Below are 21,928 nucleotides of genomic sequence, written 5' to 3'. Positions count from 1 at the left end.
TAAAAAATTAATAAAAGTTCTATCTTTGTCAGCTTATAATACCAAGACAAAAAATGAATCTTCAGGATACCTTATCAAATTACGTTAAGAAAGCAGTAAAAGAAAATTTTAGTATAGAATTAGAAACAGTAGAATTTCAGGCAACTAGAAAAGAGTTTGCAGGAGATATTACGGTTGTTATTTTTCCAATGCTACGTTTTATTAAAGGAAATCCAGTACAAATTGGAGAAACTATTGGGAACTATTTAGTAGAAAAGGTAGATGATGTAAAAGCATTTAATGTTGTAAAAGGTTTTTTAAATGTAGAAATAAATGATTCTTATTATATAAACTTTTTTAACAGTATTAAAGATAAAGAGACTTATGGATTTATATCTCCAAATACAGAAGAGAAGGCCGTTATGGTAGAGTATTCTTCACCAAACACTAATAAACCACTGCATTTAGGGCATATAAGAAATAACCTTTTAGGGTATAGTGTTGCCGAAATAATAAAAGCATCAGGTAAAAAAGTTTATAAAACTCAAATTATAAACGATAGAGGTATACATATATGTAAAAGTATGTTAGCATGGAAATTGTTTGGTAATAATGAAACTCCAGAAAACACAGGTTTGAAGGGAGATAAATTGGTAGGCAATTACTATGTAAAGTTTGATCAAGAATATAAGAAAGAAATTCAAAGTTTAATTGAGGAAGGTAGTACAGAAGCGGAAGCCAAAAAGAATGCTTCAATTTTACTACAAGCTCAAAAAATGCTTTTAAAATGGGAAGCAGGTGATGAAGAAACTGTTGCTTTATGGAAAATGATGAATGGATGGGTGTATAAAGGTTTTGATGAAAGTTATAAAAATTTAGGGGTTGATTTCGACATTTTGCATTATGAAAGTGATACTTATTTATTAGGAAAAGAGCTTGTAACGGAAGGGTTAAAATCGGGTGTTTTTCATAAAGAAGAGGATGGTTCTGTTTGGTGTGATTTAACGGAAGATGGATTAGATAAAAAAATAGTACAACGTGCAGATGGGACATCGGTTTATATGACCCAAGATATTGGTACGGCTATACAACGTATAAAAGATTTTCCAGATGTAGGAGGTATGGTTTATACCGTTGGAAATGAGCAAGATTATCATTTTCAAGTATTGTTTTTAATTCTGAAGAAATTAGGATTCGATTGGGCTAAAAACTTATATCATTTAAGTTATGGTATGGTGGATTTGCCTAGTGGAAAAATGAAAAGTAGAGAAGGAACTGTTGTTGATGCTGATGATTTAATAGCTGATATGGCAAAAACAGCAGGAGAGATTTCTGAAGAATTAGGGAAACTTGATGGCTATTCAGGTGAAGAAAAAGAAGAACTTTATAAGACTATAGGTTTAGGAGCTCTAAAATATTACATACTAAAAGTAGATCCTAAAAAACGTATTTTATTCGATCCTAAAGAGTCTATTGATTTTCAAGGGAATACTGGGCCATTTATACAGTATACCTATGCTAGAATTCAGTCTATTTTAAGAAAAGCAGATGTAGATTCTAATATTGTTTTAAATGCAACAGATTCTTTACTTCATGATAAGGAAAGAGAGCTTATCAAACAAATTCAATTATTTCCAGAGGTTGTTCAAAATGCAGCCGAAAACCACAGTCCTGCTTTAATAGCTAATTACACTTACGATTTAGTAAAAGAATTTAACTCTTTTTATCAAAATGTATCTATTCTTGGAGCAGATAATGATAATGAAAAGACGTTTAGAGTTCAGCTTTCTACTACAGTAGCTAATACTATAAAAAACGGTTTTAGTTTACTAGGTATTCAAGTTCCTGAGCGTATGTAATTTGTTCTACTATTAAATTAGAGGTTTCTTTATCGCTAATCCTGATTTACCAGAGTGTTTTAAGCAAAATACACCTAATAGAATGTGTTGGGATATGAAAATGTTTTATGGAGGAGATCATAGAGGTTATACTGACTATCCTTTTTTTGAATGAAGTTGTGTTTGAGAACGAATAATAAACTATTTATTAAGTATTTAATATTTCGACACTATCCTAAAATCTGTGTAAGTTAAAAAAACTCAGGATTAGATTATTTATAATTTAATCCTGTTTTCAAATATAGCTAAAAATTGATTTAGAATAATGCCCCAATTTCTAATAGGCATAGTCCATTTTTTAGTACTTTCTCTTAATGCTAAATAAACTGATTTCATTACAGCTTCATCCGTTGGGAATGAGAGTTTATTTTTAGTGTATTTTCTAATCTTGCCATTGAGATTTTCAATAAGATTAGTTGTATAAATTGGAATGTCTAGTTTAGCTGGTAGGATTATTTAAGCGAATAAATCTTAAATTTACTTACTTATGATCTAATTACGACAAAGAATTTAAACAAACGATTGTAGATTTACTATCGCTCGACGAACCTAAAAGCGTAGAAGAAATATGCGAAGAATACAATTTAAAAAAAGCGACCGTTTACAGGTGGCTCAAAGAATTTAAAACAGAGACTGGCGCTTTTAAAGATGAATCTATCCTTGCTTACGAAAAAGAGATCAAAGCGCTTAAAAAGCAATTAAAAGATGCTCAAGAAGAGCGAGATATCTTAAAAAAGGCAGTAAGCATCTTCTCCGTGAGAGACAAATAAGATATGAGTTTATAAAACGAAACTCAAAAACCTATGTTGTTGAGAAGATGTGTAAATGTATGGAAGTAAGTGTTAATTCTTACTATAACTGGTTAAGAACTAAGGATAAGCTTAAACCGAAATCAAAAACAAGTTTTTATAAAAAACGAATTCAACAAGTTTGGGAAGCTAGTAGAAAAACCTACGGTTCAATTCGTATTCAAAAGCAACAGGAAAGAGAGGGAGTTATTTTACATCGCTCTTATGTTGCTTATCTGATGAAACAATTGAAAATTAAAAGTATACACCCTAAAAAATTTAGAGTAAATACTACTGATTCTAATCATCATTTTCCCATTACTAAAAATATATTAAATAGAAATTTTGACAGTACAGAATTAGGTGAAAAATGGGTATCCGATATTACCTATATTCAAATAGCTGGGAAATGGAATTATGTTACGACAATATTAGATTTAGCTGATAGAAAAATCGTTGCATGGACATTAAGTGATGACATGACCACTGAAAATACGGTTTACAAAACTTGGTTAAAAGCAATACAAATCAGACAAATAACCTTAAATCACGTTTTTCACTCTGACCGAGGTGTACAATATGCTTCTAACAAAATGAAAAATCTGTTTACAAGTAATCTCAAAATTACTCAATCTATGAGTAGAAAAGGAAATTGTTGGGATAATGCCGTGGCGGAATCTTTTTTTAAAACACTTAAATATGAATGCACTAATAGATATGTATTCAAAAGTAGATTATTCGCTCATAAAATTATCGAAAATTATATAAATTGGTACAATTATGAAAGGTTACATTCTAGTATTGGCTATTTAACACCGGCAGAAATGGAACTCAAAATCAGAATGAAAAAATATAAAAAAGTCGCTTAAAAAATACTACCAAATTTACTAGGAACTCCAAATAATAGTTCTTATTTCTATCGGAAAGTCGAAGAATACATTAAGTTCATCCCAGTTGTTTTGCCAACTTCTAATAGCATAAGAATATTTAGAGTTCCATTTATTTTTAAAATCTTCTAATGCTGCTTTTGCAGCTTCTTTTGTTGGAGCTGTATAGATTTGTTTCATGTCTCTGGTAAATTCTTTTTTATCTTTCCAGACTACGTAACGACAGGAGTTTCTAATTTGGTGTACTACACATATTTGAGTTACAGAGTTTGGGAAAATGGTTTTTATGGTATCTGTAAATCCGTTTAGATTATCGGTTGCTGTTATTAATATATCTTGTGTACCTCTAGCTTTTATATCGGTTAAAACACTCATCCAAAAGGCGGAGGATTCGTTTTTTCCTAACCATAGGCCTAATACTTCTTTTTTACCATCTGTTCTAAGTCCAACTGCAATGTAAATGGTCTTATTTATTACTTTAGAGTTTTCTCTAACTTTAAAAACAATACCGTCCATCCAAACAATTAAATAGGTAGCTTCTAAGGGTCTGTTTTTCCAAGAAATAATGTCATTAGTTATACTATCTGTGATTCTAGAGATAGTACTTGTGGAGATGTTAAAATCGTAAAGTTCTCGTATTTGCTCTTCAATATCACTATTGCTCATACCCTTGGCATAAAGAGATATAATAATGTTTTCAATGCCTTGGGATGTACTTTCTCTTTTCTTTACTATCATTGGGTTAAAAGAGCTATCACGATCACGAGGTACTTGTATTTCTGTTTCGCCTAAAGTAGTTTTTAGTTTCTTTTTAGAATAACCATTTCTAAGATTAATAGATTTACTTTTTTGATGCTTTGCATAGTCTAAATGCGCATCAAGTTCTCCTTCTAAAATCTTTTCTACACCGCGTTTGTGAAGCTCTTCTAAAAAGCTGGTTAGTTCTGGTCCGTTTTTAAATTGTTTTAAAAAATCGTCGTTTAATAAATCTTCTGGTTTCATTTCTGTGTAAAATTTAAAATTAATCAATAAAAAAATCTCAGCTAAATTATTTATCTGAGTTTTTAAAACTTACACAGTTTATGAGATAATGCCAATATTTCCCTTAATTAATTATCGAGCTGCTCTTAGGCTAGCTCGATTTATATGTAGTATAATTAATATGTTTTATAAGAAAAATATATTTTCTTTCTTATTTAGAGTCTCTAATGTCTTTCTCTAAATGGTCTAAATACAAAATACCATTTAAGTGATCTATTTCATGCTGGAAGATAATAGCTGTAAAGCCTTCGATTGTTTCTGTTTTATGTATACTATTCATGGTATCATATTCTATTGAAATACTATGAGATCTATTATTCAAAGTATCTGTTCTGTTGGGGATAGATAAACAGCCTTCTCTATATGTTTGTTTTTTTTCTGAATATTTGATAATTTTTGGGTTTAAGTACACTTCAAACGGAAAATTTTTTTTATCAAAACGTTGTACCCAAATAATATTTTTTAAAATACCAACTTGAGGAGCAGCTATACCAATCCCCATAGACATACTATCCCTAACTGTGGCGTAAAGCCTTTTTACAAAGTTTTTTAAAATTGGGTTATTGAGGTTAGGTTTTATATAAGTACTTTTTGTTCTAAGTAAAAGAGAGTCTTTCTTATTCGTTATTTTATAAATTCGCATAGGTTTTAAGTTATCACCATTAGAAATTAAATGAATTTCTTTGGGAGAAAAAGTGTTTTTAAAGGCACTTTTCGAGCTTGAACAAGCTGAAATTAAAAGCAGTATAAGAATTAAAAAAGCAAAGTTTTTCATAAGCATATGAAATAATTAAAAACCAATTTAATTATTGGCTACCATTCGTTTATTCTATTAGAATCTAATTTAATAAAGATAAAAATTAAAATAGTAAAAGCCCAGAGTCCAGAACCACCATAACTAAATAGGGGTAATGGAATACCAATAGTTGGTATTAAGCCCATAACCATACCAATATTAATAAGGAAATGTATAAAAATAATGGAAGCTACACCATAGCCATAAACTCTACTAAATTGAGATTTTTGTAATTCAGCTAGATGGAGAATACGTAGTAAAAGCAAAACGAATACAATAACCACAAAGGAGCAGCCTAAAAAGCCCCATTCTTCGCCAACGGTGCTAAAAATATAATCTGTATGTTGTTCTGGAACAAACTTTCCTGTTGTTCTGGTGCCCTCCATAAAACCTTTGCCTGAGAATCCACCAGAACCAATAGCTTTTTCAGATTCATTTAAATTATAGGCAAACGTTTTTTTCATTTTCTCAAGCTTTACTGGATCTTTTTCTAAGCGTAACCATAAACTTATTCGATCTTGTTGATGAGGCTTTAAAATACTTTGATAAAAATATTTTACACCAAATGAAATACATAAAGCAGCAATAAAAATGAATATGGTTTGCGCAAAACGTAATTTCTTCTTGTTAAAAAAATGATAACCAAAAATGAAAATTGCTGCAATTACAGATGTTATAATAGCACCAAATTTTAAAGCTAGAATAGATAAAAGAATGGCAGATATAGCTATTGTTAAATAATATTTAGGTAAGCCTTCTCTATATAATACAAAAAAGAAGGCGCCATAAACAATAGTACTACCTGTATCATTTTGAAGTAGTACTAAAAGGGCAGGTATAGAGATAATAACAAAGGTTTGTATTTGGTCTTTAAGATTCTTAATGTTAGTGTTTAAATCACTAATATATTTAGCCACAGCTAGAGCTGTTGCTGTTTTAGCAAACTCACTTGGTTGTAAGGTCATGCCTCCTATAGCATACCAAGAAGTGGCTCCATTTACATTTTTTCCAAATATAAAAAGTCCAACGAGGGATACCATGGAGACTAAGTATATGATACTGGAAAAGCGTTCGTAAAATTTAGCATCAATGGCTAGTAATACAATAATAAGTCCGAAGGTTAAAAAAATAAAAACAGTTTGCTTTCCGTAAGGGTGAGAAATATCTAAATAGTTTATAAGGTCTCCTGTGTGTGAAGCAGATAATATATTTAACCAACCAAAAGCGACTAGTAAAAAAAAGAGAATGATTGTAATCCAATCAAATTTAAAATTTCTGTTAGTTTCCCTAACCATTAATTTATGGGTTTTGTAATTTTTTTAAATGTTCTTGAAGTTGTTGGTATTCTGAGTCTTCAATGGTTTGTAAAGTTGTTCTACCATTAATTAAAAAAGGTTCTCCAGAATATGGTTTAGCATATTCATTTTCCAAACTATGCTTTAAAATCCATTCTTCTAAATCTTTTCTTGTAATGTAGCCTTTAATATGTTTTTCTATGAGTAAACTGGCAATTCTACCAGCAAAACGACTTCCCCAATAGCCGTTTTCAACAAATACTGCAAGTGCAATTTTAGGGTTGTCTTTTGGTGCAAAAGCAACAAAAATAGAATGATCTGTAAGTTGTGTTTTTAAACTATCTATAATAGCAAAGTTTTCTACAGTTCCTGTTTTTCCACAAATGTCAATATCTTTTACTTGTAAAGTAGCTGCTGTCCCTTTTTTATATACTTGTAGCATACCTTCTATTACAGGTTCAAAATGTTCTTTGTTTATAGTTGTATGTTTTGGTTTTGTGAATTGTTCAGGAAGTTTTTCGTCTTCTATAGATTTTATAATGTGAGGTGTGTAATAATGACCTCTATTTGCTATAGCTGCAACCATATTAGCTAATTGTATAGGAGTAGTCGCCACTTCTCCTTGCCCAATAGCATTCGATATGGTATAGGTAGAATAAAACGTTTTTGGGTATGCATATTTATAGTACTCTCTATTAGGTATTCTTCCTTTAGCACCTACATATAAATCGTTATTTAAATATTTACCTAAACCAAAACTTTTAGCATGGTTACTCCAATTATCAATGCCTTTAGAAGCATTACCGTCTTTATCTAAAATTTTTCTATAAGCATTTGAGAAATAAGCATTACAAGATCTTTGTATACCACTAATCATATCATTCTTAGTGCCATAATTACAATGACATTTCATAAAGCGATTACCGTATTTATAACCTTTATAGCAGGTTACTCTTTCGGTAGGAGAAATTACGTTTTCTTGAAGAGCAATTAAGGCATTCATTAATTTAAAAGGAGAACCAGGTTCGTAAACACCTTTTAAACTTCTGTTAAATAGTGGTTTTGCTATAGAGTCGTTATGAAGTTTAGTAAAGTTTTTAGAACGTTTCCTTCCTACTAAAATATTAGGGTCGTAGGTTGGAGCAGCAACCATAGCAAGTATTTCCCCACTACTAGGTTCTATAGCTATAATACCACCTCGTTTATTTTGCATAAGCAATTCACCATAAGCTTGTAATTTTGAATCAATAGTTATGGTAATGTCTTTTCCTGGTTTCGGAATAGTATCAAATTTACCATCTTTATAAGGTCCAATATTTCTATTAAATCTATCTTTTTGAATAAATTTAATACCTTTTACACCACGTAATGTCGATTCATAAGAAGCTTCTACACCTTGTTTGCCTATTAAATCGCCCATTTTATAATAAGCATCTTTTCTAATATTAGAATTGTTAACTTCTCCAATATCTCCTAGAACATTGGCGCCAATGCTGGTCTGATAAAGTCTTAACGAACGTTTTTGAATATAGAACCCGCTATATTTTCTCATTTTTTCTTGTAAAACTGCATGATCTTCTTTTGATAGATGTGAAACAAAAACAGATCGTAACCTTGGAGAATATCTATAAGCCCTATTATATTTTTTAATAAATTGTTCTTTATTTATTTTTAGTAACGAACAAAATTCAATGGTATCTAAAGGTTCTACCTCGCGAGGAATAACCATGACATCATAAGATGGTTGATTAGCTACTAAAAGTTCACCATTTCTGTCGTAAACAAAACCGCGTTTAGGGTAATCGTACACTTTTCTAATAGCATTATCATCGAATAAGTTGTGTGCGCTTGAGTTATATATCTGTAGGTAAAAAAGCCTAGAAATAAATAAAAGCCCAACAAGAATTATAGAAGCGAAAAGTAAAAATTGTCTCATTTAGTTTTTTTACTAAAAATAATAATTATAATGATGCTTAGTACAATAGTAAATATACTAGAAAATAACGTTTTTTGTAGCACTAAAATTATTTTGGACAGGCTAAATATTTCTAACAGAAATAAAATGAGATGATGTATAATAACTAATAATGTAATGTATATAAGTTTAGATCCAAAATCTACAGTATTAAATTTTATAGTTTGGTGTTCATAAATAGTACCAAATGAAAATTTTAGAGCTATAGGTCTTAAATAGGCTATTAAAACACATGCAGCAGCATGAATACCTCCTGTATCTTGAAATAAATCAATAGTAAGACCTGTTAAAAAACCTAAAAAAATGACAGTTGTTCGGTTTTTTTTAACAGGAAATAAAGCAATAAATAAGATGTAGATATAAGGGTTTATATATCCTAAAAAATCAATGTGATTTAATATTAATACCTGTACCAATATAAGTAAAAAAAAACGAATGGTATGTATAGATCTAATACTGTTCATTTAGTTTTCTTTTTGCAATTTATTAATTTCCTTAGCGTTTTTGTTTTTTATAATATATGTATGCTCAAGGTTAGTCATGTCATTAAACAGTTGGATATTAATTTCGTAATAATTTTCGGAGGTGTCAAGTTGAAAATTAGAAATAACCCCAACTGGAATTCCTTTAGGGAAAATAGAAGAACGACCAGAAGTAATTATGGTGTCTCCAGTTTTAACGGGAGCTATTTTGGGAATATCTATTAATTGAACGAATTCGGGAGATTTAGCATTCCAAATTAAAGTTCCAAAGTGATTGGTTTTTTTTAACTGCGCACTAATTTTACTAGTTGTATTTAAAATTGATATTACAGTAGCATAATTATTGCTTGTTCTATCTATTATGCCTATAATACCTTTTGATGAAATAACACCAAAATCTTGTTTAATACTATCGTTATTTCCTTTGTTAATTGTTAGTATGTTATCTGTTAACGAATAGTTGTTCTTTATAATATTGGCATTATAAACGTTATATATATTATTAAAAGATGTACTGTCTATATAGGTCGAATCTATTTCTATTCCAGAATTAAGTACCAAAGATCTCAATCTGTTATTTTCTTCTACTAATAGCTGGTTTTGAGACTTTAAATTAAGATAAACACTAATGTTATTTACCGAATTATATATGCCGCCAGTTAAAAAATTAGCAGAATTAATAAACTTACTTTTATGGTAAGAATGCGACTGAATCGTGAACAAGATAGATATAGAAAACAAGAAAAAGAACAACAAAAAATTTTTGTTCTTTATTATAAAGTTTACTATTTGTTGCATGACTTATTACTTGCCTATTAATACACTTTTATACTTAGGTAGATTTTTAAGTGTAATACCAGTACCTCTAACAACAGCACGTAACGGGTCTTCTGCAATGTAAACCGGCAAATCTGTTTTTTGAGATAAACGCTTGTCTAAACCACGCAGCATAGAACCACCACCAGCTAAATATATCCCAGTATTATAAATATCTGCCGCTAATTCTGGAGGGGTTTGCGATAAGGTTTCCATAACAGCATCTTCAATACGTAATATAGATTTATCTAAAGCTTTTGCTATTTCTCTATACGAGATGGATACTTGCTTTGGTTTTCCTGTTAATAAATCACGACCTTGAACACTCATGTCTTCAGGAGGAAGTTCTAAATCTTCGGTAGCAGCACCAATTTGAATCTTTATTTTTTCAGCAGTACGTTCGCCGACATATAAATTATGTTGTGTACGCATGTAATAAACAATATCGTTAGTGAAAACATCCCCAGCAATTTTAACAGATTTATCACAAACAATACCACCTAATGCAATAACAGCAATTTCAGTAGTTCCGCCACCTATATCAACCACCATATTTCCTTTAGGTTGCATAATATCTACTCCAATACCAATAGCCGCAGCCATAGGTTCATGAATTAAATAGACTTCTTTACCATTAACACGTTCTGCACTTTCTTTAACAGCTCGCATCTCTACTTCTGTAATTCCTGATGGAATACAAATAACCATTCTTAAAGCAGGTGTGAAAAACTTCTTTTTTAAAGCAGGTATGTTTCTTATAAACATACTTATCATTTGCTCGGAAGCATCAAAATCTGCAATAACCCCATCTTTTAACGGACGAATAGTTTTAATATTCTCATGGGTTTTTCCTTGCATTAAACTGGCTTGTTGACCAACATGGGTTATTTTACCTGTGACTCTATCTCGTGCAACAATAGATGGAGCATCAACAACAACCTTGTCATTGTGAATAATAAGTGTATTTGCAGTACCTAAATCTATTGCAATTTCTTCTGTTAAGAAATCAAAAAATCCCATGTATTAAGTAGTAATTTATGAAGTTAATATTGAGTTGATGTAAAAGTAATAAAACTAACGAAAAAAAAGGAGTTTATTGTTGTTTGTTATGTAATTAATTTTCTTAGTGTGAGAGCATTCTTAAATTAAAAAATATGTTTTGATGCAATATAAAAAATATAAAAATTTGAAAAAGAGAGATATTTTTTTGTTTTTATTTTTATTAGTAAGTAAGGGTTTTGTTTAACTAGTTGTTTTTTATGGTTTTAAATAAAAGTGTAGTAGTGCAGGGTGATGTTAAGAATGAAAGAATTATAGATTTTAAAAAGATTAAAATGGGCGTGCTTTTTTTAATATATTTTTTAGAAATTTTTGATGTAATGACATAAAATGTGCTTTTTATAAAAATTAACCTAGTAATAATTGTTTTAGTAACACCTGTAAATGTTAATATGAAATTTTCATTTCATGATATGTTTTGATGATTTTGAGCTAGTAATTTCTTGTTTCATTCTTTTTTTCTTAAATATTTTATTGTTTATTTGATAGAAGTTTTGTAGAGTTATTCTTATTTTAAAGAAAGGAATTGTTTTAATAAGTATGATCTATAAAAATAAATATAAACAAACCTAAAATATTAATTTAAAACCGAATTACAATGAGCACTCAAGATGCGAGTATTAAAAAACCACCCGGAAGACCTATTAACTCAAAAAATGTAACTGTTACACCATTAGATTCTCAAATTAGTTTTAGCTATAATTCAACAACTATAAAACCTTTACAACCGCTTGTTCAAGTAAGTTTTAGTCCAGATAGAAAACTACAAATTAGTGCTGTTGTTTTTATTGCGTCTTCAATAGAAAGAGCTGAGATATCTTCTGTTAATCAAGAATCTGTTATTTCTGACGCTGGAGAAACGCAATTAGATTTTTTTATAATATACGACGCTCCAGAAGTAAGCTATCAAACATTTAATGCTTACCGTGTTGATTTTGTTATCGAAAATCCTCCTGAAGATTTAGCGCAAATAGAAACTTACCTTTGGGATGAGGATCCTGTGACTTCTAGAGGGACAGTAACTACTGTAAGAAAAGATTAAAAAACATTTGTTTTAGAGAAAATCCATAAGTATAAAAGCTCATGGATTTTTTTAGATATATTTGTATTCATGAAAATTTTTAAGGATACAATGATTAAAATTAAATGGTTATTAATTTTAATGTTTTCGGGATATTCTCTTTTTTCTCAAGATCAATTTAAAAGCGAATCATTTCACCTAGAAATTAAAAAAAAAGCATATGAGTATAAAAACAACACTTTTTTTTATAGCGCTACTTTATATTTTATAGAGAAAAACTGGGATTCTACTTTGGTACACTCTATGAAACAGCTTAACGTATCAAAAAAAAATAGAGATTTAGCAGATTATTCTCATTATTATAGGGGTTATAGTTTTGACCAAAAAAAGTTATTAAAAGAAGCTCAAAAAGAATTTGATTTAATATCTCCTGAATTTGATTTTTATTTCCTTGTTAAGAAATGTTTAGGTGAAATTGCTTTGGAACAGGGTCAGTTTAAAAAAGCTATTTCCTATTTCGAAGAATTAACAAAATTATCTGATAAACACTATTTTTATTTAAAAAAAAGAAATGTACTTCATAATTTGGGACTATGTCACCTACATTTAAATCAATTTAAAGAGGCAGAACCCTATTTGGTTAAAAGTGTAAGATTACAAGAACAACAAAAAGATACTTTAGAAACTATATGGGCATATGGAGATATTGCTAATTTATACTATGAGCAATATAAAGATGATTTAGCCATTCCTTATTTTGAAAAAGCTTATCAACTTTCTAAAAGAACAAAAGATTATAAGTCTAAGCAAAATACAGCTCTTAATATGGCTATAGTAGAAGAAAATCGTAAAGACTTTAAAAAGGCATTAGTATACAGAAAAGAATACGAAAAATGGAAAGATTCTTTAAACGATCAAAATAAAATATGGGAAGTTGCTCAACTTGAAAAACAATTTGCAGTAAAAGAAAAACAAAAAGAGGTAAGCTTATTGCAAACTGAAAACAAAGCTAAGATAGTAGAACGAAATGGTTTGTTTTATTCGGCATTAATTCTGTTATTTTTATTAGGAACAACCATTTATTTCTACAAAGAAAAAATAAAAACAAACAAAATTATAGTGGCTCAAAAAGAAGGGTTAGATGATTTAAATGCTACTAAAGATAAGCTCTTCTCTATTGTAAGTCATGATTTACGGTCTTCTGTTAATGCCTTAAAAACAAGTAATACCAAATTATTAGATAATTTGGAGGCTAAGAATTTAGAGGTATTAGATGGTTTGCTTCATAATAATAGTGCTATTGTAAATGGTGCGTATAATTTATTGGATAATTTACTGCATTGGGCGTTGTTGCAAACCAAGCAATCGTATTTTGAAATAACATCTTTGCGTTTGTTTTTTATAGTAGAACAAGTGATTTATAACTATAAACCGCTTATGTTGGATAAAAACATCGCTTTTGAAAGTACTGTTTTAAAGAGCGATCTCGTTTTTGCAGACCAAGAATCTTTAAAAATAATATTAAGAAACTTACTAGATAATGCTATTAAGTTTTCTGAAGTTAATGGATCTATTAAAATCTATACGCAACAGACAGATGAAGCTTACTGCGATTTAGTTATTGAAGATTCTGGAATTGGTATGAACGAAACGACTCGGGCAGGGCTTCTTAAAGAATCTGAGTTGCTTTCTAAAAAAGAAAATGAAAATAGTATTGGGACTGGATTAGGTTTACAGTTGTGTAAATCTATGATTCAAAAAAACAAAGGAAAATTCTCTATAGAAAGTGAATTAGGGAAAGGAACGAAAATGATTGTGTCTTTACTTAAGAAGGCTTAGGTCATTACGAGGTAATAACGACTGAATTAATCTCATGAGAAGTAACTATAAGTAAACAAATTGCCAAGTTATACCACTTCGTAGTGACGTAAAAACATTGGACGACATAATCTTTACAATTGCTGAGGTACAAAAATGATTGTATATTTACCTAAAATAGTATTAAATGGATAAAGTAAATGTACTTATTATTGAAGATACACCTTCTGAAAGTGATGCCCTAATAAAAGTACTTCAAACTAATAATTACAATGTTGTTGGAGTTGCTACTAGTTTTAAAGAAGCATTAGAGTTATTTTATCATAATGCAGTTGATATTACCATCATTGATATTTTTTTAAATGGTAACCCAGATGGTATCTCTTTTGCAGAAACAATAAGTGTTAGTCCAAATCCATCAAAGCCATTTGTGTTTTTAACCAGTTCTACAGATCGACAAATATTTGAAAGAGCTAAAGTAACACAGCCTTTTAGTTATTTAATGAAGCCTTTTAATGAATTAGAAATTCTTTATGCTTTAGAAATGGCTGTGGAAAAATTTTATGCACAACCCAATGTGTTTTTAAGTGAAGAAGAAGATACTATTATTAGTGCAGAATACTTATTTATAAAAAAAGGAAAATCTTTAAAAAAGGTTCTAATTACAGATATTATATATATAGAAGTAGAAGAGAAATACTGTAATATAATAACAGAAAAAGAAAAATTTGTGATCCTTATATCGTTGACAAAAATCTTGAAATTGTTAGACGATGCTATGTTCTGTAGAACGCATAGAAATTATATTGTAAATACAGAAAAAATCATAGAAATTATTCCAGCAGATAATCTCATTATCTTATCTGGAAACTACAAGGCAACATTAAGTGATACTTATAAAGATATCTTAAAAAAGATACGCACTTTAAAATAAATGTAGGGTTAAGTTTTTGTAATAAGCGTTCTTTTTTCAGAATAAAAGAGGTTATAAATAAAGCTGATTTTGTGGTTTTCTTGGTAGATTCTTGGCTTATATTTTTATGTTAAAAATTGATGTTATCTATCTATTTAATAGGTTTTTATGTTGGAGTTTTTGTAGGAAATAGATCAAGGATGTGTTTATGTGTTTTATTTTACCTCTCTTGTGACTAAGAATACCTGCCTTATGCTCATTTTTTTAAATAACAGGTTGGTTATTAGTAGATTTATTCAGAAATAAGATAAGAATAATACAGAACGCTTTAATAATGTAAAAATGTATTCTGAAAAAAACTTTACTAACAAAAACAAACCAAAAGATAAATTTAAAATGTCCATAATCAAAACCCGAAAAACTGTAACAGAGTACTTTATGTGCTTGATTATATTAGCTGTTGTACTTCAATTAATACTCTTAATATATCGTTTGGTTCAGTTAGTTTCTATATAATAAAGAGTTTTAAAATGATAAAAGTTGAGCTTTGAATAGATTTAAAGTATAGGTGAATCGAAAAAAGTAAATCAGTTTTTTAATGAACCATTTTAAAAGGGAGACCTCTTTAGTTGTAGAAACATAGGTATCGAACTAGGTTGTTATAAGAGGTTTTAGTTTGATATAAAATTTGATATTATAACTAGCTAGGGAGTTGGTTAACCATATAAATTTATTTTAAAAGAAAAGAGCACCGTTACAGTGCTCTTTTTTAAAATATGTTTTTGTTGTTTTAATGTTTGAAATGACGCGTTCCTGTCATTACCATAGCAACATTATTTTCATTACAATAATCAATACTTAATTGATCTTTTATAGATCCACCTGGTTGAATAACAGCTTTAATACCAGCTTTATTAGCTATTTCTACACAGTCAGGAAATGGGAAAAAAGCATCACTTGCCATAGCAGCACCATTTAAATCGAAATTAAAAGATTCTGCTTTATGTATTGCTTGTTGTAAGGCATCTACACGACTTGTTTGTCCTGTCCCGCTAGCACATAACTGTTTGTTTTTGGTTAAAACAATAGTGTTGGATTTTGTGTGTTTACAAATTTTTGAAGCAAAAATTAAATCTTCTATTTCGCTTGTTGTTGGAGCAGTATTTGTAACATTCTTTAGTCCTTCAGCAGTATCTGTAATATTATTTCTATCTTGAAGTAAAACACCATTTAAACAACTTCTAACATTCATTTTTGGTAATTCAATATCATGAATTACTAATAAAATCCTGTTCTTTTTTCCTTTCAATAATTCTAATGCTTCTGGAGCAAACGAAGGAGCAATTACTACTTCACAGAAAAGTTTATGAATTTCTTCTGCAGTTGCTAGGTCGATTTCTTTATTGCTAATTAATACGCCACCAAAAGCAGAAACAGGATCACCAGCTAAAGCATCCACATAGGCTTGGTGTAAATTGTCGCGTTGTGCTAATCCACAAGCATTATTGTGTTTAAGAATAGCAAATGTAGGAGCATCGTTTTTAAACTCATTCATTAAGTTAACCGCAGCATCAACATCAAGTAGATTGTTGTAACTTAATTCTTTTCCATGAAGTTTTGTGAACAATTCATCAAAGTTTCCAAAGAAAAAACCTTTTTGGTGTGGGTTTTCGCCGTAACGTAATACTTTACCATTAGTTTCACTAATTTTTAATACAGTTTCATCATGATTTTGATTAAAGTAATTAAAAATAGCTGTATCGTAATGTGAGGATACATTAAAAGCTTTTCCAGCAAAACGTTTTCTATTTTCTTCAGATATGCTACCGTTATTTTCAGAAATAACATCTAAAAATTCAGCATAATCATTGACTGAAGACACACAAATAACATCTGCATAATTTTTTGCAGCTGCACGAATTAAAGAAATACCACCAATATCAATTTTTTCAATAATATCTTGAGTGCTAGCACCAGATGCTACTGTTTTTTCAAAAGGATATAAATCAACAATAACCACATCTATTTGTGGAATATTATATTCAGCTAATTCAGCAACATCACCAGAATGGTTTTGTCTGTTTAAAATTCCACCAAATACTTTAGGGTGTAACGTTTTTACACGACCACCAAGAATTGAAGGGTATGAAGTAACATCTTCAACAGGAACAACATCAATACCTAAATCATTTATAAATTTTTCAGTACCTCCAGTAGAGTAAATAGTAACTCCTTGTTCGTTTAGTTTTTTTACAATAGGTTCTAAGCCGTCTTTACTAAATACAGATATTAATGCCGATTTAATGGTTTTTTCGTTGCTCATTGATGTTCAGTTATTGAAACTCCCATTGTTTTGAAAATGAGGGTTTCATGTTATTTTAAGTTAAAATTAAATACGTGATTTTTATAAAATGCAAAAGTAGCTATTTTGATTAAAAAAGAGAGTGTAACTTTTAAATTTATTCATAAGATTTTAACTTAATTGAATAGCTTTACTAAGTGTTAACTTTAAAAGCTTTAAGACTTCTTTATGCTAAGTTTTAATATTTTAAATTAATATGAAATTTATTCACATAATTATTTAATACAAAAGATCTATTTTGCGTATTTATTCGTATAAATAAATAAGTAAGTTATTTCTTTAATCATAAAGATAATCGTTTGAAAATAAAATGGTTATATAAATAGATGAACTAAAACCCAAAATTTTTAATAACAAAAATCATTAACTATGAAAAAAAAATTATTTAAAACAATTTTATCACTCTTGTTAGTAGTCTTTTTTACCGGCTCAGGCTACTCGCAAAAAAAATATTACGTGAGCTCATCTGGTAACGATTCAAATAATGGAACCTCACCTGCTACTGCGTGGAAAACGTTAACGAAAGTAAATAGTAATAAAAGATCTTTTCAAGCTGGAGATATTATTAATTTTAAACGTGGAGATATTTTTTATGGTACTCTTGATTTTAAAGGGAAAAGCGGTACAGCAGCTCAGCCTATTGTTTTAAAATCATATGGTTCTGGAGATCGACCAGTAATTAGGGCTTCTCGAAAAATAAATAATTGGAGGTTGCATAGTGGAAATATTTGGAAAGCAAATTTACCCAAGATTAATAATAGTAGAACGCCTTCATTATTTTTAAATAATAAAGCTCAACAAATTGGTCGAGAGCCAAATACATCGGCAGCAAACGGAGGGTATAGAACTATAAATAGTCATGCGCAAAACAACAGATCAATTTCTGAATCTTCAGGTTTACCTTATGCAGCGAATAGATTTAAAGGTGGAGAAATAGTTATTAGAACTACAGATGATAATGTAAAGGTTGAAACCATAATATCACACTCAGGAAATACGGTGAATTTTAGTTTAGAGAAGCCTGGTGATAATTTTGAAAATAAAATTGAAGATAATTTTGGTTATTTTTTTCAGAACCATGTTAAAGCATTGGATCTTAATGGTGAATGGGCTCATGATATTAATACTGGAGTATTATACTTATACAGTAATACAAATCCTAATGGTTTAAGTGTTGAGGTGCCAAACAGTGAAAATACAATTGCTATTAATAATGCGAAGTATATTAATATAGAAGATTTAAGATTTGAAGGTAGTTTATCTAGTACTTTTGCGTTAAGTGGTGCACAAAATGTAAATGTTTCTGGGTGCTATTTTTACAATGGTAATAATTATTTGATTTTAGGTTTCACCTTAACTAATATAACATTTACAAATAACACGATAAATGAAAGTAATAATGTTGGTATGAGGTTAGAGGGATGTAGTGGCCTTAATTTCTCTAATAACAAAATAACAAATATAGGAATGCGTTCAGGAATGGGGGCACGAAGTTTTATTGGATATACTGGTGTTCGATTTATTAGCCGTTCTGGAGCATCGGAAAATATTATAGAAAAAAACACATTAAATAAAATAGGGTATCACGCTTTAAATTTTAGTGGAGGAAATTTCAAAATAAGATATAACGATATTCAGGATTACTGTTATACAAAAGATGATGGAGGAGGTATTTATACTGTTGGAACTCATGATGCTAATAATAGAATTCATGGAAATATTGTTCATGATTCTCCTGGAGCAATAAGAGGGATTCCTGCTGGTAGAGGTGTTAAAACTGCTGGTATTTATATTGATAACGATTCGCAAAACCAATTGATTTACAAAAACACAGTTTATAATGTTGTAGGTTGGGGCTTAATGGCTAACCTATCTAGCAAAAGCACTATTAGAGATAATACCGTTTATAACTGTAGTATTGGCTTAGTTCTATCTACATATCCAAATAGTTTTGCAGCAGGAGGAAATACAGCAAAAGCAACTGATAATAAAGTTTTAAGAAATATTTTCTTTAATAGAAAATCATCTCAAGTTTGTGCTAGGTATACCAATCAAATTACCGAATCTGGATTTAATACTTTTTTAGGTGAAGTAAATAATAATTATTACTGCCAACCTTTTAATGGTGGTAAAGAAATAAGTATTCGAGTAGGTAGACGTGAAAACTCATATGTTTTATCGGAGTTTAAATCTACATATCCAAATTATGAGAAGAAAGGTGTTAATGCGCCTGTTAAGTTTAACGCTTCGGTAAACCCAAACTCTATTATTAGGTTTGAGGTTAATAATACGGGTAGTGTAAAACAGATAAATTTAGGGAGTACTAATTATGTAGATGCTAAAAATGTCTCTTATACAGGAAGTGTTACGTTGCAGCCATATACTTCGTTAGCATTATTAAAAGGGCAAGGAGGAACTCCAGATCCAGATCCAACACCAACAGATCAATTGATTGATAATGATTTGTATTTTTTAACATCAACGACCTCTAACCAACGATTAAGATCGGTTGAAAATAAGAATAATCATGATGCATATATGGTTAACCCAAGTGGAAAAAATGAGCAACAATGGATTTTTAAGCACTTGGGAGATAATATTTATACAATTAAAAATAAACGAACTCAAAGATTTTTAGAAGTTCCTTTTGCAGCGTGTAAAGATGGAGAGCAGGTGTCTACATATGACGAAGTACGTGGAGATCATCAAAAATGGAAAGTTGTTAAAAATGGGAACGCTATCTATGGTTTAAAACCTGCTCATTGTTTAGGGCAAGGTCTAGATCGTAATTTTGGGCAATTAAATACAAATGTGATTACTCACACTTATCATAAGAGTAATGTAAATCAGAAATGGAAAATAGTTTTGGTTGATAATACTGCAAGATTATCTGTTGATGAGATTAATGAACAAGAAAATTCTATTTTATTGTTCCCTAATCCATCAAGAGATAAGGTGAATATAGAAGGTTTAACAACTGGAGATGTTATTAGAATTAGTAACCTTACAGGTAAAACATTGTTTCATAAACAAGTAGCAAATGATGAAATTTCAATTGAATTAACACATTTTGCTTCTGGATTATATTTAGTTTCAATTTCTGGAGAAGGTAAAGCTACAGTTCAATCTAAATTGCTAGTAGATTAGATTAACAAATTAAAATAATTAATACTTCTTTTAAACAAAAAAACCTTTGTATTTCTACAAAGGTTTTTTTGTTTAAAATGATTTAAGATACTTTATAATATCTCTGCTATTTTTTTACATATAAATTCTAAAAAATGTTCATCTGCTTTACTAAAAGGATTTGGAGTATTAGAGTCGATATCAATTTGTCCAATATTTTTGCCATTAACAAAAATGGGCACCACAATTTCAGCTTTAACAGTAATGCTACAAGCTATATAGTTATCTTGAGCAGTGACATCAGGTACAATGAAGTTTTCATTATTTACAGCCACCTGTCCGCAAATACCTTTTCCAAAAGGAATCACTGTGTGGTCGGTTGGCGCTCCAACATATGGTCCTAAGAGTAATTCTTCTTTGTTTCCATTTCTAAAATAAAAACCAACCCAATTATAATACTTTATATTTGTTTCTAATAATTCACAAATGTTTAAAAGGCGTTCGTTAACTGTTTTTTTAGTATTAAGAACAATAGTTTCTATTTGGGGTTTTAGTTCCTCGAAAATCATAAATTTAAAAGTTTTGGTAAAAGTATTTAAAAAGGTGTAATTTCGATATTCGGTTTTAATAATTTTAACAGATTTCCTTTTTTAGGAAACAAAAAATATTTGTAAAATAATTGAAAGAACTCTTTATAAAATACAAGTCGGTAATAAAATTTATACTTACGTTTTTATTAGTGTACATAATATTATCAATTTTATATAAGTTGTATTTGCAATACTCTAATGGAGTTAAATTTTATCCCGATTATGTAACACATATGGTTTCTAAACAGGTAGAAGCTTTGCTTAATATTATTGGTTATAGAGCAGAGGTTTTACCACATCCAGATGAACCTTCAATAAAAGTGATTGTTAATAATAGGTATTTAGTTCGAGTTATAGAAGGTTGTAATGCATTTAGTGTCATTATCCTGTTTATTTCCTTTATTCTTGCTTTTTCGGGAAAGGCAAGAGCTACTTTGATTTATCTTATTTTAGGTAGTATTTTAATTTATATAGGTAATGTGTTACGTATCGTAGTTTTAACAATGGGAATGTATCATTATCCAAAATATGAAAGTATATTACACAATGTTGTTTTCCCTATAGTTATTTATGGTATGGTCTTTTTCCTATGGTTTTTTTGGGTGAATAGGTTTTCAAAATTGAATAAGAAAAATGCATAAAGTGATTAAATACATATTGCTTTTTATTTTATTCGGACTATTGGTTTTAATCCGGTTTTTTGAAAATGATTTATTTTACGATCCGTATTTAACTTTTTTTGAAAATGATTATCTCTACATGGATAGTCCCAGACGAGAGTTAATAAAACTGGTAAGCAATACAATGTTGCGTTATGTATTAAATACAATAACTTCATTAGCTATCTTATATATTGTATTTAAAGATAAAAGTATTATTAAGTTCTCTGTAATTATATATACTATTGCATTTGCTTTACTTTTAATAGTATATATGTATTTTGTAATTAACCCAAGGCAAGAAGATTATTATATGTTTTTTAATGTACGTAGGTTTTTAATTCAACCCATTATTTTAATTTTATTATTACCTGCTTTTTACTATCATAAACTTCACAAATAAGTGTTAATCATTTATAAAAA

The 21,928-nt window shown here is 29.4% G+C and carries 16 protein-coding genes and 2 pseudogenes; 8 read left to right on the top strand and 10 right to left on the bottom strand.

Going from position 1 to position 21,928, the window contains the following annotated elements:
• The first annotated feature begins 53 nt into the window (after positions 1-53).
• On the top strand, positions 54-1,838 hold the full coding sequence (gene argS / locus A8C32_RS18860; protein ID WP_069831931.1) for an arginine--tRNA ligase: 1,785 nt from the start codon (positions 54-56) through the stop codon (positions 1,836-1,838).
• A 255-nt stretch (positions 1,839-2,093) separates the two neighbouring features.
• Here argS and A8C32_RS20120 read toward each other — a convergent pair.
• Positions 2,094-2,306, bottom strand: a pseudogene (locus A8C32_RS20120) (transposase); the annotation flags it as partial.
• Positions 2,307-2,398: 92 nt separating this feature from the next.
• On the opposite strand from A8C32_RS20120, the gene A8C32_RS18855 reads away from it, so the two are divergent.
• A protein-coding gene (locus A8C32_RS18855) for an IS3 family transposase (protein WP_240491787.1) occupies positions 2,399-3,534 on the top strand; the annotation gives its coding sequence in 2 pieces (ribosomal slippage) (positions 2,399-2,603 and positions 2,603-3,534; 1,137 coding nt in all).
• Positions 3,535-3,555: 21 nt separating this feature from the next.
• Here the strand turns inward: A8C32_RS18855 and A8C32_RS18850 are convergent.
• The 7 genes and pseudogenes from A8C32_RS18850 to A8C32_RS18820 all read right to left on the bottom strand — a co-directional run.
• Positions 3,556-4,554, bottom strand: a pseudogene (locus A8C32_RS18850) (IS256 family transposase); the annotation flags it as partial.
• 190 nt (positions 4,555-4,744) lie between these two features.
• The gene (gene def, locus A8C32_RS18845) at positions 4,745-5,368 is read right to left on the bottom strand and encodes a peptide deformylase (RefSeq protein WP_069831929.1); all 624 of its coding nucleotides are present in this window, start codon (positions 5,366-5,368) and stop codon (positions 4,745-4,747) included.
• Positions 5,369-5,406: 38 nt separating this feature from the next.
• Positions 5,407-6,684 (bottom strand): rod shape-determining protein RodA, encoded by a 1,278-nt coding sequence (rodA, locus tag A8C32_RS18840; protein WP_069831928.1) that lies wholly within the window; start codon positions 6,682-6,684, stop codon positions 5,407-5,409.
• A gap of 4 nt (positions 6,685-6,688) precedes the next feature.
• Positions 6,689-8,620 (bottom strand): penicillin-binding protein 2, encoded by a 1,932-nt coding sequence (mrdA, locus tag A8C32_RS18835; RefSeq protein ID WP_069831927.1) that lies wholly within the window; start codon positions 8,618-8,620, stop codon positions 6,689-6,691.
• Positions 8,617-9,123: a rod shape-determining protein MreD gene (locus A8C32_RS18830; protein ID WP_069831926.1), complete on the bottom strand. Its 507-nt coding sequence runs from the start codon at positions 9,121-9,123 to the stop codon at positions 8,617-8,619. The genes mrdA and A8C32_RS18830 overlap by 4 nt, the downstream gene beginning before the upstream one ends.
• Positions 9,124-9,939 (bottom strand): rod shape-determining protein MreC, encoded by an 816-nt coding sequence (gene mreC, locus A8C32_RS18825; RefSeq protein WP_069831925.1) that lies wholly within the window; start codon positions 9,937-9,939, stop codon positions 9,124-9,126.
• Between the two features lie 6 nt (positions 9,940-9,945).
• A complete protein-coding gene (locus A8C32_RS18820) occupies positions 9,946-10,977 on the bottom strand; it encodes a rod shape-determining protein (protein ID WP_069831924.1) in 1,032 nt (343 codons plus the stop codon).
• A 637-nt stretch (positions 10,978-11,614) separates the two neighbouring features.
• Between A8C32_RS18820 and A8C32_RS18815 the strand changes: the two genes are divergently transcribed.
• From A8C32_RS18815 to A8C32_RS18805, 3 genes are all read left to right on the top strand, one after another.
• Positions 11,615-12,058, top strand: coding sequence for a hypothetical protein (locus A8C32_RS18815; RefSeq protein ID WP_069831923.1), 444 nt, complete (start codon positions 11,615-11,617; stop codon positions 12,056-12,058).
• 90 nt (positions 12,059-12,148) lie between these two features.
• A complete protein-coding gene (locus A8C32_RS18810; RefSeq protein WP_069832105.1) occupies positions 12,149-13,876 on the top strand; it encodes a tetratricopeptide repeat-containing sensor histidine kinase in 1,728 nt (575 codons plus the stop codon).
• Positions 13,877-14,042: 166 nt separating this feature from the next.
• Positions 14,043-14,789, top strand: coding sequence for a LytR/AlgR family response regulator transcription factor (locus A8C32_RS18805; protein ID WP_069831922.1), 747 nt, complete (start codon positions 14,043-14,045; stop codon positions 14,787-14,789).
• Positions 14,790-15,558: 769 nt separating this feature from the next.
• Here the strand turns inward: A8C32_RS18805 and purH are convergent.
• Complete coding sequence (purH, locus tag A8C32_RS18800; protein WP_069831921.1) at positions 15,559-17,091, bottom strand: bifunctional phosphoribosylaminoimidazolecarboxamide formyltransferase/IMP cyclohydrolase; 1,533 nt, start codon at positions 17,089-17,091, stop codon at positions 15,559-15,561.
• A gap of 408 nt (positions 17,092-17,499) precedes the next feature.
• Between purH and A8C32_RS18795 the strand changes: the two genes are divergently transcribed.
• Positions 17,500-20,277, top strand: a complete 2,778-nt coding sequence (locus A8C32_RS18795; protein WP_069831920.1) for an RICIN domain-containing protein — start codon at positions 17,500-17,502, stop codon at positions 20,275-20,277.
• A 92-nt stretch (positions 20,278-20,369) separates the two neighbouring features.
• Here A8C32_RS18795 and A8C32_RS18790 read toward each other — a convergent pair whose 3' ends face one another.
• Positions 20,370-20,825 (bottom strand): GAF domain-containing protein, encoded by a 456-nt coding sequence (locus A8C32_RS18790; RefSeq protein WP_069831919.1) that lies wholly within the window; start codon positions 20,823-20,825, stop codon positions 20,370-20,372.
• Between the two features lie 110 nt (positions 20,826-20,935).
• Here A8C32_RS18790 and xrtF point away from each other — a divergent pair, with 110 nt between their 5' ends.
• Entirely contained in the window at positions 20,936-21,487 is a 552-nt protein-coding gene (gene xrtF, locus A8C32_RS18785) for an exosortase family protein XrtF (protein WP_069831918.1), read from the top strand.
• Complete coding sequence (locus tag A8C32_RS18780) at positions 21,480-21,908, top strand: exosortase F system-associated membrane protein (protein WP_069831917.1); 429 nt, start codon at positions 21,480-21,482, stop codon at positions 21,906-21,908. Before xrtF ends, A8C32_RS18780 begins: the two co-directional genes overlap by 8 nt.
• The last annotated feature ends 20 nt before the right edge of the window (positions 21,909-21,928 follow it).

It is taken from the genome of Flavivirga aquatica (assembly GCF_001747085.1).
Classification (GTDB): domain Bacteria; phylum Bacteroidota; class Bacteroidia; order Flavobacteriales; family Flavobacteriaceae; genus Algibacter_C; species Algibacter_C aquatica.
Note: the sequence above shows the minus strand (reverse complement) of the source record. Positions and strands in the feature narration are given on the sequence as shown.

Coding starts and splice junctions, on each gene's coding strand:
- A8C32_RS18790 (WP_069831919.1), bottom strand. CDS start 20,825: ATGATTTTCGAGGAACTAAAACCCCAAATAGAAACTATTGTTCTTAAT.
- purH (WP_069831921.1), bottom strand. CDS start 17,091: ATGAGCAACGAAAAAACCATTAAATCGGCATTAATATCTGTATTTAGT.
- A8C32_RS18830 (WP_069831926.1), bottom strand. CDS start 9,123: ATGAACAGTATTAGATCTATACATACCATTCGTTTTTTTTTACTTATA.
- A8C32_RS18815 (WP_069831923.1), top strand. CDS start 11,615: ATGAGCACTCAAGATGCGAGTATTAAAAAACCACCCGGAAGACCTATT.
- A8C32_RS18795 (WP_069831920.1), top strand. CDS start 17,500: ATGAAAAAAAAATTATTTAAAACAATTTTATCACTCTTGTTAGTAGTC.
- A8C32_RS18820 (WP_069831924.1), bottom strand. CDS start 10,977: ATGGGATTTTTTGATTTCTTAACAGAAGAAATTGCAATAGATTTAGGT.
- mrdA (WP_069831927.1), bottom strand. CDS start 8,620: ATGAGACAATTTTTACTTTTCGCTTCTATAATTCTTGTTGGGCTTTTA.
- mreC (WP_069831925.1), bottom strand. CDS start 9,939: ATGCAACAAATAGTAAACTTTATAATAAAGAACAAAAATTTTTTGTTG.
- A8C32_RS18810 (WP_069832105.1), top strand. CDS start 12,149: ATGATTAAAATTAAATGGTTATTAATTTTAATGTTTTCGGGATATTCT.
- def (WP_069831929.1), bottom strand. CDS start 5,368: ATGAAAAACTTTGCTTTTTTAATTCTTATACTGCTTTTAATTTCAGCT.
- A8C32_RS18805 (WP_069831922.1), top strand. CDS start 14,043: ATGGATAAAGTAAATGTACTTATTATTGAAGATACACCTTCTGAAAGT.
- A8C32_RS18780 (WP_069831917.1), top strand. CDS start 21,480: ATGCATAAAGTGATTAAATACATATTGCTTTTTATTTTATTCGGACTA.
- rodA (WP_069831928.1), bottom strand. CDS start 6,684: ATGGTTAGGGAAACTAACAGAAATTTTAAATTTGATTGGATTACAATC.
- argS (WP_069831931.1), top strand. CDS start 54: ATGAATCTTCAGGATACCTTATCAAATTACGTTAAGAAAGCAGTAAAA.